At 69.5% G+C, this 17500-nt stretch carries 11 protein-coding genes; 6 read left to right on the forward strand and 5 right to left on the reverse strand.

The genetic code is table 11. From position 1 onward, the window contains the following. Positions 1-107: 107 nt before the first annotated feature. The 3 genes from mfd to NM961_RS01095 are packed head-to-tail and all read left to right on the forward strand — an operon-like array spanning position 108 to position 4628. Positions 108-3560: a transcription-repair coupling factor gene (gene mfd / locus NM961_RS01085; protein WP_255910345.1), complete on the forward strand. Its 3453-nt coding sequence runs from the start codon at positions 108-110 to the stop codon at positions 3558-3560. Between the two features lie 49 nt (positions 3561-3609). Continuing rightward, a complete protein-coding gene (locus NM961_RS01090; protein WP_255910346.1) occupies positions 3610-4092 on the forward strand; it encodes a cupin domain-containing protein in 483 nt (160 codons plus the stop codon). Continuing rightward, positions 4092-4628 carry a YaeQ family protein gene (locus NM961_RS01095; RefSeq protein WP_255910347.1) on the forward strand — a complete coding sequence of 179 codons (537 nt, stop codon included), beginning with the start codon at positions 4092-4094 and terminating at the stop codon, positions 4626-4628. The genes NM961_RS01090 and NM961_RS01095 overlap by 1 nt, the downstream gene beginning before the upstream one ends. A 55-nt stretch (positions 4629-4683) precedes the next feature. Here NM961_RS01095 and NM961_RS01100 read toward each other — a convergent pair whose 3' ends face one another. The 4 genes from NM961_RS01100 to NM961_RS01115 form a co-directional block, all read right to left on the reverse strand. Continuing rightward, positions 4684-6951, reverse strand: a complete 2268-nt coding sequence (locus NM961_RS01100; RefSeq protein ID WP_255910348.1) for an RCC1 domain-containing protein — start codon at positions 6949-6951, stop codon at positions 4684-4686. Between the two features lie 90 nt (positions 6952-7041). Next, complete coding sequence (yihG, locus tag NM961_RS01105) at positions 7042-7938, reverse strand: 1-acylglycerol-3-phosphate O-acyltransferase, YihG family (RefSeq protein ID WP_255910350.1); 897 nt, start codon at positions 7936-7938, stop codon at positions 7042-7044. Positions 7939-8035: 97 nt separating this feature from the next. Beyond that, positions 8036-10819 (reverse strand): winged helix-turn-helix domain-containing protein, encoded by a 2784-nt coding sequence (locus tag NM961_RS01110; protein WP_255910352.1) that lies wholly within the window; start codon positions 10817-10819, stop codon positions 8036-8038. 529 nt (positions 10820-11348) lie between these two features. Further along, entirely contained in the window at positions 11349-12686 is a 1338-nt protein-coding gene (locus NM961_RS01115; protein ID WP_255910357.1) for a M28 family metallopeptidase, read from the reverse strand. 210 nt (positions 12687-12896) lie between these two features. Here NM961_RS01115 and NM961_RS01120 point away from each other — a divergent pair, with 210 nt between their 5' ends. The 3 genes from NM961_RS01120 to NM961_RS01130 all read left to right on the forward strand — a co-directional run bounded on the left by NM961_RS01120 (position 12897) and on the right by NM961_RS01130 (position 15921). Continuing rightward, on the forward strand, positions 12897-13811 hold the full coding sequence (locus NM961_RS01120; RefSeq protein WP_255910360.1) for a nuclear transport factor 2 family protein: 915 nt from the start codon (positions 12897-12899) through the stop codon (positions 13809-13811). An 80-nt stretch (positions 13812-13891) separates the two neighbouring features. Then, entirely contained in the window at positions 13892-15301 is a 1410-nt protein-coding gene (locus tag NM961_RS01125) for a hypothetical protein (RefSeq protein WP_255910362.1), read from the forward strand. A 101-nt stretch (positions 15302-15402) separates the two neighbouring features. After that, a complete protein-coding gene (locus tag NM961_RS01130) occupies positions 15403-15921 on the forward strand; it encodes a hypothetical protein (RefSeq protein ID WP_255910364.1) in 519 nt (172 codons plus the stop codon). A gap of 97 nt (positions 15922-16018) precedes the next feature. Here NM961_RS01130 and NM961_RS01135 read toward each other — a convergent pair whose 3' ends face one another. Beyond that, positions 16019-17443: a transglutaminase-like domain-containing protein gene (locus NM961_RS01135; protein WP_255910366.1), complete on the reverse strand. Its 1425-nt coding sequence runs from the start codon at positions 17441-17443 to the stop codon at positions 16019-16021. Positions 17444-17500: the final 57 nt, after the last annotated feature.

The raw sequence follows: 17500 nt of genomic DNA on the forward strand, positions 1-17500 counted from the left end.
GCACCGCTCCGGCCCGGCCCGCGCCGCCATGCCAGGCGGTTGCGGCCTGCTAGACTACGCGGTCCCGCCGTCCGCCCGCCTGGCCGACGGCGCCTACCTGTGCCGCGATGAATCCGATCCTGCTCTGCCCGCCGCTACCTACGTCCGCCAAAGTCCGCCGCTACTGGGAGACGCCGCCCGGCTCCGCCCTGGCCCTGGTGCTGGAGGAACTGGGACGCAGCCACGCCGGCCTGGTCGTCACGGTCACGCGCGACACGCATGCCGCCCACGCGCTTGAAACCGAACTGGCCAGCTTCGCCGGCGATGCGGTGGAGATCCTGCATTTTCCCGACTGGGAAACCCTGCCCTACGACCTGTTCGCGCCGCATCCGGAAATCGTCTCCCAGCGCATAGCCACCTTGTACCGCCTGCCGGCGCTCAAGCGCGGCGTGCTGGTGGTGCCGGTGGCGACATTGATGCAGCGGCTGGCGCCGCGCAGCTATATCGGCGGCACCGGGCTGGTGCTGCAGGTCGGCCAGAAGCTGGACCTGGGCGCCGAGCAGCGCCGCCTGGAAGCCGCCGGCTACCGCAACGTGCCGCAGGTGCTGGAACCCGGCGATTTCGCCGTGCGCGGCGCGCTGATCGACATTTACCCCATGGGCGCGGCCGAGCCTTACCGCATCGAGCTGTTCGACGAGGAAATCGAGTCGATCCGCAACTTCGACGCGGAAACCCAGCGCTCGCTGCACAAAGTGGAATCCGTGCGTCTGCTGCCGGGGCGCGAATTCCCGCTCACCGATGAATCGGCCAAGGCCTTCCGCACCCGCCTGCGCGAGCGCTTTCCCATCGATATCCGGCGCTGTCCGCTGTATCAGGACATCAAGGAAGGCGCGACGCCGGCCGGCATCGACTACTACCTGCCGCTGTTCTTCGAGCAGACCGCGACGCTGTTCGACTATCTCGCCGAAGGCGCGCTGTTCGTGCTCGGCGACGGCACGCTGGAGGCCTCGGAACAATTCTGGCGCCAGACCGCCGAACGCTACGAGCAGCGCGCCCACGACATCGAACGCCCGGTGCTGCCGCCGCAGGAGCTGTACCTCGCCCCCGACCAGCTGCGCGAGCGCCTCAACCGCGAGCTGCGCGTGGACCTGGTCGCCCGCGGCCACAACGAGCACGTCAAGGCGCTGGGCGTACAGCCCGCACCGATGCTGCCGATCAACCGCAAGGGCGATGCGCCGGCCGAGGAACTCAGCCGCTTTCTCGCCGCCTATCCCGGCCGCGTGCTGATCGCGGCGGAAACCGCCGGCCGGCGCGAGGCGCTGATCGAACAGCTGCATGCCGCCGCGCTGCGCCCGGTGACGATTGCCTCATGGCAGGAGTTCGCCCGCGGCAGCGAGCGCTTCGCCATCACTGTCGCGCCGCTGAGCGCCGGCTTCGCCGTGACCGAGCCCGCGCTCGCCGTGCTGACCGAACGCGAGCTGTTCGGCGAACGGGTGCAGCAGCAGCGCCGGCGCAAGCGCGCCGCGCGCGATCCGGAAACCATAGTCCGCGACCTGAGCGAACTGGCAATGGGTTCGCCCATCGTCCACGTCGACCACGGCGTGGGCCGCTACCAGGGCCTGATCAAGCTCGACGTCGGCGGCAGCGCGAATGAATTCCTCGCCATCGAATACGCCAAGGGCGACAAGCTCTACGTGCCGGTGGCCCAGCTCAACCTGGTGTCGCGCTATTCCGGCACCTCGCCGGAGCTGGCGCCGCTGCATTCGCTGGGCGGCGACGCCTGGGAGCGGGCCAAGCGCAAGGCCGCGGAAAAAGTGCGCGACGTGGCGGCGGAACTGCTCGCCATCTACGCCCAGCGCGAAGCGCGCCAGGGCGTGGCGCTGCAGATCGACCGCACCAGCTACGAGCAGTTCGCCGCCGCCTTCCCGTTCGAGGAAACGCCGGATCAGGTCAGCGCCATCGACGCCGTCATCGCCGATCTCGCCACCGGCAAGCCCATGGACCGCGTGGTCTGCGGCGACGTGGGCTTCGGCAAGACCGAAGTCGCCCTGCGCGCGGCCTTCGTCACCGCCATGGCCGGCAAGCAGGTCGGCGTACTGGTGCCGACCACGCTGCTGGCGCAGCAGCATTACCAGAATTTCCGCGACCGCTACGCCGACTGGCCCATCCGCGTCGACGTGCTCAGCCGCTTCAAGACCAAGAAAGAGGTCGAGGAAGCCATGGGCAAGCTCGCCGCCGGCCAGATCGACGTGATGATAGGCACCCACCGCCTGCTGCAGCAGGATGTGAAGTTCAAGGAACTGGGCCTGGTCATCGTCGACGAGGAACAGCGCTTCGGCGTGCGGCAGAAGGAACAATTGAAGAAATTGCGCGCCGAGGTCGACCTGCTCACCCTGACCGCGACGCCGATCCCGCGCACCCTGAACATGGCCATGGCCGGCATGCGCGATCTTTCGATCATCGCCACGCCGCCGGCGCATCGCCTGGCGGTGAAGACCTTCATCGCGCCGTGGGATCCGGCGCAGCTGCGCGAAGCCTTCCAGCGCGAGCTGCAGCGCGGCGGCCAGGTGTATTTCCTGCACAACGAGGTCGACACCATCGAGAAGATGGAGCGCGACCTGCAGGCGCTGGTGCCCGAGGCGCGCATCCGCATCGCCCACGGCCAGATGCCGGAGAAGGAACTGGAACAGGTGATGCTGGATTTCCACCGCCAGCGCTTCAACGTGCTGCTGTGCACAACCATCATCGAATCCGGCATCGACATTCCCAGCGCCAACACCATCATCGTCAACCGCGCCGACCGCTTCGGCCTGGCCCAGCTGCACCAGCTGCGCGGCCGCGTCGGCCGCTCGCACCACCGCGCCTATGCCTATCTGATCGTGCCGGACCGGCGCCAGATGACGGCAGATGCGGAGAAGCGCCTGGAAGCGCTGGCCTCGATGGAAGAACTCGGCGCGGGCTTCACCCTGGCCACGCACGATCTGGAAATCCGCGGCGCCGGCGAACTGCTGGGCGAGGAACAGAGCGGGCAGATGCAGGAAGTCGGCTTCTCGCTCTATACCGAGCTGCTGGAGCGCGCGGTCAAGGCGCTGCGCAGCGGCAAGGTGCCGGATTTCGAGCTGGTCAGCGCGCACGAGACCGAGGTCGAGCTGCATCTGCCGGCGCTGATTCCGGACGATTACCTGCCCGACGTGCACGCCCGCCTGACCCTGTACAAACGCATCGCCAGCGCCCGCGACGCCGAACGCCTGCGCGAACTGCAAGTGGAGATGATCGACCGCTTCGGCCTGCTGCCCGATCCGGTCAAGCACCTGTTTGCGGTGACCGAGATCAAGCAGCGCGCGACCGAGCTGGGCATACGCAAGATCGACTTCGGTGCCCAGGGCGGCCGCGTCGTGTTCGCGCCGCAGCCCAATCTGGATCCGCTCAACGTCATCAAGCTGATCCAGAGCCAGCCGCGCGTATTCACCCTGGACGGCCAGGACAAGCTCAAGGTCAAGCTGGAAATGCCCGGCGCGGCCGAGCGCCTGCGCTCGGCCAATGATCTCCTTACCGCGCTGGGCGCGCGCAAGGCCGCCTGACCACTGCGCGCCAGCCCGGCGCGCCCGCACCGGAGTCTGAACCACGAACATGCATACGCGAGCCGAAGAACTGATCCGCGCGCTGCAGCTGGAACCGCATATCGAAGGCGGCCACTACCGCCGCATCTACGAATCCTCCACCCGGGTGGCCTACGGCGACAGCAGCCAGCGCGCGGTGGCGACGTCGATTTATTTCCTGCTCGCCGACGGCGAGCTGAGCCGCTGGCACCGCGTCGACGCGGACGAAGTCTGGCATTACTACGAAGGCCAGCCGCTGGAACTGCTGCGCTACGACCCGGCCGAAGGCGTGCTGACCACGCATACGCTGGGGCCGGCCTCACGCGAATCCGCGCCGGTGTTCGTGGTGCCCGCCGGCATGTGGCAGGCGGCGCGGCCGCGCGGCGCCTATACCCTGGTCGGCTGCACCGTCGCGCCGGGCTACGAATACCGCGGTTTCGCCCTGCTCGACCAGGCGCCGGAAGTGGCGCGCCAGCTTGGCGCGATCGACGACAGCCTGCTGGACCTGGCCTGATGGCGCTGACCGCGACGGTATACAAAGTCGAGCTGCAGGTCAGCGACATGGACCGGCACTACTACGCCACCCACGCGCTGACCGTGGCGCGGCATCCGTCGGAGACCGAGGAACGCCTGATGCTGCGCGTGCTCGCCTTCGCCCTGAACGCCGATGAAGCCCTGGCCTTCGGCAAGGGCCTCAGCGACACCGACGAGCCGGACCTGTGGCGCAAGGATCTCACCGGCGCGATAGAGCAATGGGTGGAACTGGGCCAGCCCGATGAACAGCGCCTGCGCCAGGCCGCCGGCCGCGCGCGCGACGTGCGCGTCTACGGCTACGGCCGCGCTGCCGCTATCTGGTGGGACAAGAATGCCGCCGCGCTGAACCGCCTGCGCAACCTGCGCGTGTTCGAGGTGATGCCGGCGACCTGCCAGGCCCTGGCCGCGATCGCCGCGCGCAAGCTCGCGCTGCAATGCCTGATCCAGGACGGCGCGATCCAGCTGCTGCACGACGGCGGCTGCATCGACGTGGAACTGAAGACCTGCAAGGAATGAGGCGGCGGCACTAGTGGAAAACGCAGCGCCCGCAGCGCTGCGCCTCCCATCCCACTCAGTACTCTGCCACCGGTTCGCCGCCGGAAAGCCGCAGCTTCAATGCACCCTCGCCGCTGTCCTCCAGCCGCTCCGGCGTCAGCTCGGCGCGTTCGTGGCCGACGCGGTCGGCGCGCAGGAACACCACGCCGCTGGCGCGCAGTGCGGCGGTGTAGTGGGCGAACACTGCCGCGCGCAGCTCGCCGCTGAGATCCAGCTCGCATTCGGCCCAGTCGGCCCAGGCGAAATAACGTTCCTCGCCGGTTTCCTCATTCATTTCGGGCTGGAAGAAATCCACCAGGCGCTGATGCGCCCGCGCATCGGCGCAGGACTGCGGATGGACGGGCACGATCAAATAAATGGCTTCGGGAAACAGCGCCGCGAGGCGGTCCTGCTGCCAGTCCTTTGCCAGGCGCTGGCGCACCTTGGCCAGCTCGGAGGAAAACACGCGGAAGCTGTCGAGCATGTCGTGGTCGCGCGTAGGCAGCGCCGCACCCTGGTCCAGTTCGGGTACGCGGGCCAGGCTCTGTTCCACCCAGGCATCCAGCGTGACGAACTGCTCGGGCGGATACAGCGCCACGGCCGGATAGCGCCCCTGCGCCGCGCCCAGCGCGAAGGCGCCGTATTCCTGCAGCGCCTTGCGATAGGCCTGCGGCAGCTTCCAGCCCTGCTTCTGCTCGAAGGCATCCAGCGCGGCGGCCTCCGGCGCGGGCCGGCTGCGCAGTTCGGCGCTGGCATCCAGCTGCGGCAACACCGCGCGCACCGCGGCCATCGATTGCTTGTACGCGCCCAGTGCGCCGCCCGTGGCCATGGCCGTGTTGAACGCATCTTCCACGCCGCGGCGGGTGACCACGATGGCGCCCTTGCCCGCGCGCTTGCGCGTACCGGCCTCGCGCGTGCGCATCTCGCCGCGCAGTTCGTAGGTGTGGATGCCGGGCTTGAGTTCCAGCACGGCCTGGCCGCGGTGACTGCGCGGCGTCGTCCGGTCCAGCTGCAGCACCGCGGCCTGCCTGCCGTCTATCCAGAGTTCGCTGCGCTCGTCGAGCTGGTCTTCGCTGAGTTCGCTGGTGAACACGAATTCCGCCGCGCCGGCCTTGACCGCGGCGCTGGGCGCCGGCGTCTGCCGCGTCACATCCAGGACGACCGGCAGCAGGTTGTCGTCAGCGCCGCCGGCGTAGAAACCGCCGACCGTGGGCGAATTGCGGCCCCAGCCCAGCACACTGCCGTCGGCCAGACGCGCGTAGGCGTTGTAGCTGCCGGCAAACAGTTCCACCACATTCCTGCCGTCCAGCGCCTCGATGCGGCGCAGGTCGCCGACCAGTTCGTCGCCGCCGTCGCCAAGCGTGCCGTAGACATTGCCGCCGCGCGCCCACACGCTGCCGTCGCGCTTGAGCACCAGGCTGTAGTCGTCGCCGGCCGCGATCGCCACGGCGCCGTCCAGGCCGCGCAGGGGCTTGGGCGGCTGCGGATAGATGTCCACTGCCGGCGTGGCCAGCTGGGCCGAATCGTTGAGGCCCCAGCCCCACACCTGGCCAGCGCCGTCCAGCGCCAGCGCGTGAAAGCGGCCCAGGCTGATCGCCTTGATGTTTTCCAGGCCGGCGATGCGCAGCGGCTGCGCATGCGGCGGGTCGTTGAAATCCAGCGGCTTCCATTTGCCCTGCTTGCCCAGCAGGCCGGCGGCGCCGCTGCCCATGCCCCAGACCGTGCCATCGGCGCGCAGGATCAGGCTGGTGTCGTTCTGCGCCGCGACGGCGACCGCATCGTCCAGGCCGGCGACGACCTGCGGCACGCGGCCCTGCTCCAGCCAGGCGCCTTCGCGTACGGGCTGGCCCAGCTGGCCGACATCGTTGCGTCCCGCCGCGCGCACCTTGCCGTCGCGGCCGATGGCGATGACGTGATCGTTGCCCAGGGCGACGCTGCGCACCGCGCCGATGGCGTCGAAACGGCGCGGCCGATGGCGTTCCTCGCAGTCGTCCTTGGCGCAGGCCAGGGCGACCAGGTCGCCCCACAGCCACAGGCCGCCGTCGGCGTCGATGGCGGCGGCGGAGTCGGAGGAATCGTGATTCAGCGCGATGCCGGTGATGCGCGCCAGGCCTTCGATGCGGCGGAAGTCATTGCGCGGCGTGTTGTCGCGGTCGCCGCGCACATGACCGTCGTCGCCGCTGGCCCAGACACTGCCGTCGGGCTGCAGCCACAGCACCTGGCTGTCGGCGGCGATTTGCGCCGGCACCTGGGCCGCAGCCCACAGCGGCAGGCAGAACAACAGACTCGTCAACATCCTGTACATGGGCCGGGAAAACGCCGCGGAAGTCCGAAGGCCACGAAGTATAGCGGGGCCATGCGCAGGGAAGGCACCGGCGCCGCGCCGGCGCGCAATTCAGCCGCGCCGCGCCAGCTGCTGTCCTATGCAATCGTCCTTGTCGCGCCAGAGCGCGTTCAGCCATTCCTGGAAACGGGCGCGGAACGCCGCATCGTTCTCGTAGTCGCCGTCCAGCAGCTCCGGCGGAATCGGCCGCTGGCGCACGATGATGCGCACTTCGCGCACGCGCCCGGCGAGCAGGTCATACATGCTGGGCCGGCCGCCGGGATAGACCAGGGTCACATCGACCAGGGCCTGGAACAGACCGCCCATGGCCTGCAGCACGAAGGCCGTACCGCCGGCGCGCGGCAGCAGCAGATGGCGATAGGGCGAGCCCTGCTGCGCGTGCTTGGCCGGCGTGAAGCGCGTGCCCTCGACGAAGTTCATCACCGATACCGGAATGCGGCGGAATTTCTCGCAGGCCGCGCGCGTGGCCTGCATGTCCTTGCCGCGCCATTCGGGATGCTTTTCCAGCTGCGCCCGCGTGTAGCGGCGCATGAACGGGAAATCCAGCGCCCACCAGGCCAGGCCCAGCAGCGGCACCCAGATCAGCTCGCGCTTGAGGAAGAATTTCAGCAGCGGGATGCGTGTGTTGAAGGCCTGCTGCAGCAGCGGAATATCGGCCCAGCTCTGATGATTGCAGATCACCAGATACCAGCCGCGGCGATCGAGTTCACCCTCCTGCTGCACCGTGGTGCGCGTGCCCACCGCCTGCAGCAGCCAGCTGTTGACGGCGATCCAGCTGTGCCCGATCGCACTGAGCATGGCGGTGATGCGGTCGCGCCAGGCCGGCAGCGGCAGTACCAGCTTGAACAGGGCCAGGGCCAGCAGCGGCGTTGCATGCAGCACGGTGCTGACGGCGATGATCAGGAAGGCGACAGCGGCGCGCAGCGGCTGTACGAAACGGGAAAGCATCGGCAAGAAATCGCGGCGGCGGAGGCGGAAGCCCGCAGCATAAGTCAGCGTCCGCCGAAGATTCCATCAACCCGGCCCCGATAAGCGCCGCCGCAAATCACGGCGGCACCAGCTTGTGCACGGAGGCCACGGCCGCATCGCCGAGCAGATGCCGGGGCAGCATCCAGGCGTAGCTGGCGCCGCTCATGCCACTGTGCAGCAGCAGGGTGGAACGGCGCTCGGCCGGACAGATCGCCGTGGCCAGCAGCTCGTCGGCCAGGCTGTGGGCGTACAGCTCGGCCAGCACATCGCCGCGTTTGCGCGCTTCCTCGTGTATGGCGCCCAGCGCACGCCCGGCCTGCTCGCGCCGGCCGTGGGCATAGTCGAGCACCACGCCCACATAGCGCAGGCGGGTGCTGGCAAACCAGTCGTCCGCCGGCAGCAGCGCCGCGGCGGCCCGGGCCTGATGCTCGGCTTCGCTCAGCTCCCCGCTGGCCAGGGCGATCTCCGCCAGCGAGGTACGCGCATCCAGCTCCACCGCCGCATAGCCCGAGTTCACGATGGCCGGCATCAGTGGTTCCAGCAGGCTGCGCGCGGCGTCCTGGTCGCCCAGGGTGGAATAGGCCCGGGCCAGATTGGTCGACAGCACCCAGCGCTCGGGCTGCACGGGTTCGCTCTCCACTTCTGCACGCAGCACCTGCAACTGCCGCCGCGCCGCTTCCTTGTCGCCGCCCAGCATGTCCAGCACCACCTGGCCTATGCGCGCATAGCGGGCGAAATACGGAAACTCCGGCGCCTGGCAGGCCTGGAACGCGGTATGCGCATCGGCCAGGCGGCCCTGGTAGACGTAGATGGTGCCGCGCTGGCAGGCCAGGCCGGCGGCGATCTGCGGCAGGCTGCGCGTCTCGCCCGCGCGCAGTTGGTCCTCGGTGCGCTGCAATGTCGCCAGACCGGCCTCGTACTGGCCCCGGCGGGTCTGCAGACGCAGGCTGAGCATGCCCACCCAGTAGGCCATGGCGCCCTGCAGCGGTTCGGCGCCCAGCGCGTCTATGCGCCGCTGCATCGCGGCCAGCTCGTTGCGATAGCCGTCCTGGCGCAGCAGCAGCACCTCGACGGCGCGCTGCTGGTAGGCGTCGCCCGCGGCGGCGGCCACCGCCCGGGCCTGCTCGAAGCGCTCGCGCGCGAGCCGGGCGTCGCCGTGGCGGAAATGGAACTGGCCGGCGCGGCGCAAGGTGTCGACTTCCACGGCCACGTTGCCGGCGGCGCGCGCTTCCACCAGCAGTTCGTCCAGATGCGAGCCGGCCGCCAGGCTGTCGGCATCGCCGCGCAGCTCGCGGTAGACCTGGGTGCGCAGCACGCCCAGGCGGTCGCCCGCGAGCGTGAAGGCGGCAGCGGCATCCTCGAACAGGCTGTCCGCGACCGGCCGGCCGGCGGCGCCGAGCACGTCGGCCAGCAGCAGCGCCGCCTGTGCGCGCTCGCGGTCCCAGCCCAGGTTGCGCGCCACCTCCATCGCACTGCCGGCGGCGGCCTGAGCCAGCGCCTGGTCGCGATTGGCCAGCTGTATCTCGGCGCGCTCCAGCAGCCAGGGCACCGCCTGCGCCGGCGAGCGCGGTTCGAGCTGGGCCAGGCGTTCCTGCGCATCGCGGCTGCGTCCGGCCTTGCGCAGGTTGCTGGCTTCGGCCAGGCGGAAATCGGTGCGCTCGCCGGCACTGTTCTTCCACAGCGCGCCGAATGCCGCCGCGGCAGCGACGTATTCCTGGCGTATGGCCAGCGCCTGCGCCCTCAGCGGCGGCTGCAGCGCCGCCGGCAGTTGCTCCATCCAGGAGCGGGCCTGGGCCAGCTCCGCCTTGGCCGCGTTGGACTGGCCCAGCTCGGCCAAGCACTGCGCCAGGCGCAGGCGGGCGAAGCCGAATTCCGGCGCATTCAGCAGCACCTTGCGATAGGAGGCGACCGCGTCGTTCCAGCGCCGGCGTTGCTCGGCGGTGGTGCCGCGCACCAGCTCCGCGGCGGAAGCCGCGTCGAGCTTCAGCACCGGCGCGGCCTGGTCCAGGGCCTGCGGCACCAGCCGCTGCAGCACGGCATGGCTGACCTGGCCTATGGTCTCGACCAGTTTGTCCGGCGCGGTGCGGCGCACGATGTCGTTTTCGTATCCCGCGCCATGAAAGTTCGCGCGCACCTGCCAGTCGCCGCGGCTGTCCGCCGGCATCTCCACGCTGAGCAGCACGATGAGTTCTTCCTTGCCGTCTTCCTCGCGATTGTCGCGGCCGACGACGACGCGGTCGGAAACGCTGCGCAGCTGCCAGTCCAGCCAGCCGTGCATCAGCTCCAGCGGCCAGCGCGCCTCGCTGGAAAGCGCCGCGTCGGGCTGGGTCACCAGCACGATGCGGCCGCGGGGCGCGCGTTCCACGCCGGCATGGAGGAAGCCCAGCAGCAGCAGGCACAGCGCGCCGGCAGCGATGCCGATGAACCAGGGCCGGCGCCGCAGGCGCGGCGGCGGCGCGGAGGCAACGGCGGCGGCGGCGGATTCCGGCCGGGCCGCCGTTTCCACCGGCAGCACGGGTTCGGGCGGGCCCGGCGGATCGAAGACGTAGCCTTGCTTGGGAACGGTGCGGATCCAGCGCTTGGCGCCTTCGCCGAGCGCCTTGCGCAGCACCCAGATGCTGGTGGTGATGTTGGCATCCTCGACCACTACGCCCGGCCAGACGCGGCGGAAGATTTCCTCGCGGCTGTGCACCACGCCGGGTTCGCTCAGGAACAGCTGCAGCAGGTCGAAGCAGCGCTGGTTCAGCTCATGGACCGAACCCAGCCTGTGGATGCTGCGAAAGCGCAAGTCGATCTCGATTTCGCCCAGGCGCAGGCGATGCGTATTCGCAGGCCACAGCTGGCTGAATCCCTCGGACATTGCCTCTCCCGCCCGGCGCGCCGGAATCAGGCTGCGATACGACAGCCACGCTTCGGCGCTGTCGCCAACCATACAATGCAGTACGTCAAATTTTGCCTAAGTTTTTGCACCACAAATACCCCTGCGCGGTGAAAACCATGAACCTGTGTAAATAATTCTTCCGGCATTGAAAACGATCCGGCGCATTCAGCGATACAGACACCAATAATCATTTGACGCAGGAATTTGAGTGCCGCGACGGCGATCGAAAGTTGCCTTGGCACCGGCAGAGCCTGGAAAAATTACAAAAAACGCTGCCGCCGGACAACGCAGCAAAAACTGGACATAACGGCAATTCTGTTCAGCGGCACTTTCATCGCCGGCGCAAACGGCGGGCGCTGCGGCGCGGCTGCCCCCCAGCCAGCCTGTGCACGCCCTCCGGCGCGAAGGGCACTGCCAGGAAACCAGCGGCGCGAAAACACGGCGCACCGCAGCGCAGGCCCCGGACGCAAAAAGCCTGCACAAAGGCTTTTTGCAATCCACGGCAGGTTCACGGCTGCAACCCGTCGGCAAAGATGCGGTCGTCGGCGCCGCTGAGCTGCGCCAGCATTGCGGCGTTGGTCTTGAGTATGGCGCCGCCCATGGCCTGGGCGTTGATGCCCATGTTCGCCGGCGTGTCCGTGCTGCTGTGGTAATGCGGATAGACGTCCCAGTCCGATTCGATCGCGAGCAGGGTTTCCTTGCCCGCATTCAAATACGGCATATGGTCGGAACCGAACGGATTGGTGCTCAGCGTAACGTTCAGCGCAGGCACGTAGGTCGCCGCCGCCGCGGCGAAGCGGTCGAGGAAGGATTGGTACAAAGCCTTGCTTTCGTACAGCACATCCAGCGTGCCATCGGCGCTGTAGCCGATCATGTCCATGATCACGACCGACTTCACCTTGGCCAGGTCGCCGGCGGAAGACAGGGCCGAAACATGCGCGGCGCTGCCCAGCAGGCCCTGTTCCTCGCCCGCATAGCACATGAACAGCACTGAGCGGCGCGGCTTGAACGGCAGCAGCGCGCGGGCGAGTTCGATCACGCCGGCGCAGCCGCTGGCATTGTCCTCAGCGCCGGGCGTATTGCTCACGCTGTTGCCGTTCGCATTGCGCGAGTCGTAGTGCGCGCCGACGATGATCCATTCGTCCGGCAGGCGAGTGCCGGTCCAGCGCCCGATCACGTTCTGCCGCGAGATCGTGCCCGTCGGCCCCTGCATGGTGAACGAAGGCTGGCTCACGGCCAGGCCCAGTTGCTGGAACTGCTGTCCCAGCCAGTCGCGCGCGGCGGCGATGCCGCTGCTGCCGTAGCTGGAACGGTCCCAGGAAGCGAGCTGGCTGACATCGGCAAACCAGCGCGCGGCATCGACACGCTGCACCACGGGCAGGATCAGCGGATCCGGCGCCGCGCGCGCCGCGGCGTCGAGCCGGTACTGCCGCGCCAGCACTTGGCCGCCGGCCTGCACGCGGCGCCATTCGTCGTGTCCGGCGCGCGCGGCGGGCAGGCTGCCTCCCGCCGGCAGCAGGCGCAATTGCCAGCGGCCGCCGCGGGCAAGCAGACGGCCGGGCGCGGGCTCCTCGTCGTTGCAGCCGATCGCGCGCAGGGCGAGATCGCGGCGGTCCACTTCGGCCAGCTCGCCCCGCAGCGGCGCCTCAGCCGCGAGCGCCCGCAGCGGCGCAGCGGCGCCGCCCACGACCAGGCTGTCGCCCAGTTCTATCCACCAGTCCGCGCCGGGCGCATGGCGATAGCTTTCCACCTCGGCGGCGCTGGCATGGCGGATGTCGATGACCAGCGCGTGCCCGGGCGCACTCGCGGCGGGCAGGGCCAGGATGAGGGCAAGCGCAGGCAGCATCGCGGCGATCCGCTGGAATGACGCGCAAGTCTAGCAACGCGGAACGGCCACTCTGCTGTGTGTTTCGCGCCCATCGTTCCTGCATCCGGTCACAGGTTTTGCCGCAGGCGAGCGTTGGCGCCGCTTTGCGTGCAAAGCGCGCGGTGGCATTGCTATACAGCCGGCCAGCCAGATCCTGGCGTCATCGCTCTTTTTTCCGAGGAAATTTGCATGTTGCACCTTCTACGCACGGTCGCCGCCTGTGCCGGCCTGTTCCTGCTCGCCAGCCAGGCCCCGGCTGCACCGCCGGCCACACCGCAGCAGGCCGTCGATGCGCTGCTCGCCGCCGACCGCGCCTACGCCGCGGCCAGCGCCAGGACCGACCTGATCAGCGGCCTGAGCGCCATGTTCGCCGACGACGTGGTCATGCCCGTGCCCGGCAACCGTTTCGCCCGCGGCGCGGCCGAAGTACGCGACTACCTGCGCAGCGTGCCGGACAACGCCAAGTCGCGCCTGGAATGGGCGCCGCAGCGCGGCGGCATTTCCGCCGACGGCCAGCACGGCTTCACCTTCGGCTACATGACCCTGCACAAGCCCGACCAGAGCACCCAGGCGCAGAAATACCTGGCTTACTGGATACGCCGCAACGACAGCTGGCGCGTGGTGGTTTACAAGCGCAGCCGCAGCAACGCCGCGCCGGCGCAGCCCGCGCCCCTGCCGCCGGCGCTGCCGGCCCAGCTCGCCGCCACGCCGGCCGACGCGGCACATACGCAGGAATACGCGCGCAGCCTGGACCAGGCCGAACGCACCTTCTCCGATACCGCCCAGCGCATTGGACTGGGCCCCGCCTTCGCCCAGTACGGCAGCGCCGACGCGATCAACCTGGGCGGCCCGGACGATGCCGAAGTGGTGCTGGGCGCCGACAAGATCGCCCTCGCCGTCGGCGCCGGATTGGCGCCGGGTACCAGCCCGGTAACCTGGGCACCGGACGAAGTCATCGTCGCCGGCAGCGGCGATCTGGGCATCACCATCGGTTTTCTGCAGCCCAACGCCGGCGCGGCGGACACCGGCCGCAAGCCGGTGCCGTTCTTTACGATCTGGCGCCGCGCCACTACCGCCGATCCCTGGCGCTACGTCGCCGAATGAACCGCGCCGGCGGCCAGGGGTACGGCAGAGACTGGTAGACTCCGCGGCGCTGCCGTCCGGCAGCGCCGCGCGCCCTATGCATGCTCCGCCGCCAGATTCCGTCCACAGGGATAATTTGCGCGCTTTTCGCAATTGTCTATGCGGCAGCTTTCTTCCCGGGCTACGTCTCCTTCGACAGCGCCTACCAGTGGTGGCAGGCGCGCAGCGGCGAGATCTCCACCATCAACGGCGTCGGCATCGTGCTGCTGTGGCGGGCCGGCGGCCTGCTGCACGACGGGCCGGCGCCGCTGCTGCTGTTCAACCTGGTACTGTTCTGGACCGGCGCCGCCTGGATCGCCCAGGCCGCCGGCGCGACGCCTGCACGGCGCCTGCTGCTGCCGCTGCTGTTGGGACTGGCGCCGGCGAGCTGGCTGCTGGCGCATATCTGGTCGGATATCAGCCTGCTCGCCCTGCTGCTGTTCGCAACCGGCGCACTGCTGCGGCAGCGCGAACGTCCCGGCTGCGGCTTTGCGCTGCTGGCCGGGCTGGCCTGCGCGTTCGCGCTGGCGCAGCGCCATAACGCCGTATTCGCAGTGGCGCCGCTGCTGGCATTGCTGGCCCGCGCCGACCAGGCCGAGGGTGCGGCGCGCCGGCGCCGCCTGGGCGCGGCGGCGCTGGCCGGGCTGCTGCTGTTCGGCGGCGTGCAGCTGCTCGCCGCGCAGCTGACCCGCGTGCATTATCCGGTGCTGCCTTCGCTCACCCTGTGGGATCTCGCCGGCATGTCGGTGCGCGAGCAGCAGATCCTGCTGCCGGACTACGTGATCGAAGCGCGTACCTCGCTCGACGACCTGGCCTCGGCCTACGTGCCCTGGAGCAATACACCGCTGTTCGCCAGCCCCCGCGCCGGCGTGCGCTATCCGTTCCAGAGCTGGCCCGAGGCCGATCTGCGCCGGCTGGACCGCGACTGGCTGCAGCGCCTGGCGCAGCATCCGCGCGCCTACCTGGCCCACCGCGGCGAACTGCTGGCCGGCCTGTTCGGCACGCGCCCGCGCAGCCTGCCGATGGAGCTGACCTATGTCGCCGGTCCCGTGGTGTACAAGGACAACCCGCCTGTCAGCGTACCCGACACCGCGCTGCGCCGCCTGGCCCTGGCCGGCTTCGATACGCTGCGCGCGACGCCGGCCTTCGCCGCCTGGCCTTACCTGCTGTTCGGCCTCTGCGGCGCCTGGCGCGCCTGGCGCCGGCGCGATGCGCTGAGCGCACCGGCGCTGTGGCTGTGCGCCAGCGCCTGGGCCTATGCCCTGCCCTACGCCGTGCTCGCCCCGGCGGCGGAATTCCGCTATCTGGCCTGGAGCTGCGGCATCAGCCTGGTGCTGGGCTGGCTGGGTTTTTTCGCCCGGCCGGCGAAATCCGTGCCGGCTGCGCAGAGCATCGAACGGCCTGAACGGGATTCACTCCGCCGCCCCACGCTCGGCCCCGCCCCCTGCGGCCAAACCCCGCCGGCCGCTTGACCGCGTTCGGCTGCGCGGTACCGCAATCCGCGCCGCTGTTCTAGCATCGCGGCGCCGGCACCGTTCTTCGTCGTCCGCACCGTGCCTCAGGGGAGTACGCAATGGCCTCGTTTCCGAAGATCGATTCACCCTGTCCGCTGCGCTGGAAGGAAATGCCCAGCGCCGGGCGCGATTTCTGCACGCTGTGCAAGCGTCAGGTGCACAACCTGGATGCCATGAGCCTGGATGAGCGCCGCGCTTTCCTCGCCTCCTGCAGCGGCGAGGTCTGCGTCGCCTACACCGTGCCGCGCAAGCCGCTGCGCGCTGCCGCCGCCGGCCTGGGCCTGGCCGCGGCGCTGAGCCTGACGCCGGCCCTGGCCGAGCCGCCCGCAGCAATGTCGCCGGTGGCACAGCAAAGCCTGCTGCCGGGCGAGCCCAAGGCGGATTGCGATACGCCGCCGGAGGAAGAAGAATTCCTGCCGATCGTTTATTTGGGTGGGGTGCGCAATCCCGCCGCCGCGCAGCTGGAACTGGAAACCGCGGACAACGACCTGCCGGAGCTGCCTGTGATTGACGACGACGCCTTGCTGCCTGCGGCAGAATTCGTCGCGCCGCCGCAGGATGCGGCGAAACCGCGTTGACGCCTGCCCTACCTGACGCCATCCGCCGGCGCGCGACGCAAGTCCGCGCCGGCGCAGTACGCAGCCGTTGCAGAAAACGGCGATTTTCACCGGTGTTTCAAGGCACTTTCGTCGCACCGCCCAGCGGACGGCGCGGCGCCACCTGACCCGCGTCCACCAGCCGCAGGCGGCGCATGCGCTGCAGCACACCGGCATAGTCGTCGGGCGAGCCGTCACCCACCACCAGCACGACATGGGTGGACTCGAATCCGCCCAGGCCGGCGTCGAAACTGCGCCAGCGCTTGCCGTCCCAGACCTGTACCCAGCTGTGCGGGCTGAACACATCGCGCCCGCCGGCAAAACGGCTGGAATAGGCCAGGCCGCCGACCACGCGCGCGGGCAGTCCCAATGCCCGCGCCGCGGCGGCCAGCAGCAGGGCGAATTCGGTGCAGTCGCCGCTGCGGTTATGCAGGGCCTGCAACGCGCTGGCATAGCCCAGGACCTCGCGGCTGCCGCTCATATGCACATAGACCGCCGTCTCCAGCCGGCGCATGCGCCCTTCGATGGAACCGCCAGGCCCGGCCGCGGAACGCGCAAATGCGCGGATTTCCCCCTCCTCGCTCTCCACCCAGGCATTGGCACGGCGATAGCGTTCCAGCTCGGCCGGCGTGGGCGCGGCTTCATCGCCGCAATCGGCACAGATCGTGACCACACTGCGCCTGCCGTCCACCACCACGCGCTGTTCGCCGGTGGATGGCAGTGCCGGCGCACCGCCGTCGCTGTCCTCGAATACGTAGCGCAGCTTGCCGTGGCGGGCCTGGGCCGGAAAACGGTACGGCGTGGCCACCGCCAGGCGCTGCAACAGATCCAGGTCCTGCACGGGCGCCGGCGCGCAGGCTTCGGCGCAGGGCTGGCTGGTGAGCACGGCGCCGCCCAGGTTCCAGCTGGCCAGCACGCGCTGCTGCACCAGCGACCAGCGCAGCAGGCGGCGCCCGCCGATGCTGTCGCGCTGCAGCTCCAGCACACCGTCCACGGCGAGGCCGTCGCTGCTCAGGCGCACCGGCACCAACTGTGCGGCAAGCAGATCCAGTTCGGTGTAGTCGAAAGCCCAGGCCTGCCCGGCCGGCTGCGCCGCAATGCGCCGCACCAGCCCGACATCGAGCAGCAGGTCCGCCGGCAGCGCCAGCGTACGCCGGCTTTGCTGCTTGCCCACACGCTGTTGCAGCACGATGCGGCCGTCGCCGATGCGGGCCTCGGCCTCGCTGCGCTCCAGCCCCGTGACAGTGCGCTGCCAGGCCGACAGCGGCCGGCCATCGCTGCTTTCGGCACTGCGCCGCTCGCCTTCGAGGGTTTCGCGCGAACCGTTGGCGCTGACTTCGATGCGGAACTGCTCGCGCGTGCGGCGCAGGCCGTCCTGTTCACGCAGTTCGAATACCGACTCGCCGTAGCGCGCGCCGGCGTGTTCTATCGATGCCCTGTATTCGCGCGCCGCCGCACCGGTACAGACCAGTGCCAGCAGCACCATTGCCAGGCAGCGCCGCATGCCATCCCCTGTCCCGCCGCAGCGGCCGGCGCGGAACGCGCGCGGCCGCCGGCGATG

Origin of the sequence: Tahibacter harae, assembly GCF_024437735.1 — a bacterium.
Classification (GTDB): Bacteria; Pseudomonadota; Gammaproteobacteria; order Xanthomonadales; family Rhodanobacteraceae; genus Tahibacter; species Tahibacter harae.

Bases quoted from the DNA above. Each gene is read 5' to 3' on its own strand.
- NM961_RS01130 (WP_255910364.1), top strand. From the start codon at position 15,403: ATGGCCTCGTTTCCGAAGATCGATTCACCCTGTCCGCTGCGCTGGAAG.
- NM961_RS01090 (WP_255910346.1), top strand. From the start codon at position 3,610: ATGCATACGCGAGCCGAAGAACTGATCCGCGCGCTGCAGCTGGAACCG.
- NM961_RS01110 (WP_255910352.1), bottom strand. From the start codon at position 10,819: ATGTCCGAGGGATTCAGCCAGCTGTGGCCTGCGAATACGCATCGCCTG.
- NM961_RS01135 (WP_255910366.1), bottom strand. From the start codon at position 17,443: ATGCGGCGCTGCCTGGCAATGGTGCTGCTGGCACTGGTCTGTACCGGT.
- mfd (WP_255910345.1), top strand. From the start codon at position 108: ATGAATCCGATCCTGCTCTGCCCGCCGCTACCTACGTCCGCCAAAGTC.
- NM961_RS01115 (WP_255910357.1), bottom strand. From the start codon at position 12,686: ATGCTGCCTGCGCTTGCCCTCATCCTGGCCCTGCCCGCCGCGAGTGCG.
- yihG (WP_255910350.1), bottom strand. From the start codon at position 7,938: ATGCTTTCCCGTTTCGTACAGCCGCTGCGCGCCGCTGTCGCCTTCCTG.
- NM961_RS01095 (WP_255910347.1), top strand. From the start codon at position 4,092: ATGGCGCTGACCGCGACGGTATACAAAGTCGAGCTGCAGGTCAGCGAC.
- NM961_RS01125 (WP_255910362.1), top strand. From the start codon at position 13,892: ATGCTCCGCCGCCAGATTCCGTCCACAGGGATAATTTGCGCGCTTTTC.
- NM961_RS01120 (WP_255910360.1), top strand. From the start codon at position 12,897: ATGTTGCACCTTCTACGCACGGTCGCCGCCTGTGCCGGCCTGTTCCTG.
- NM961_RS01100 (WP_255910348.1), bottom strand. From the start codon at position 6,951: ATGTACAGGATGTTGACGAGTCTGTTGTTCTGCCTGCCGCTGTGGGCT.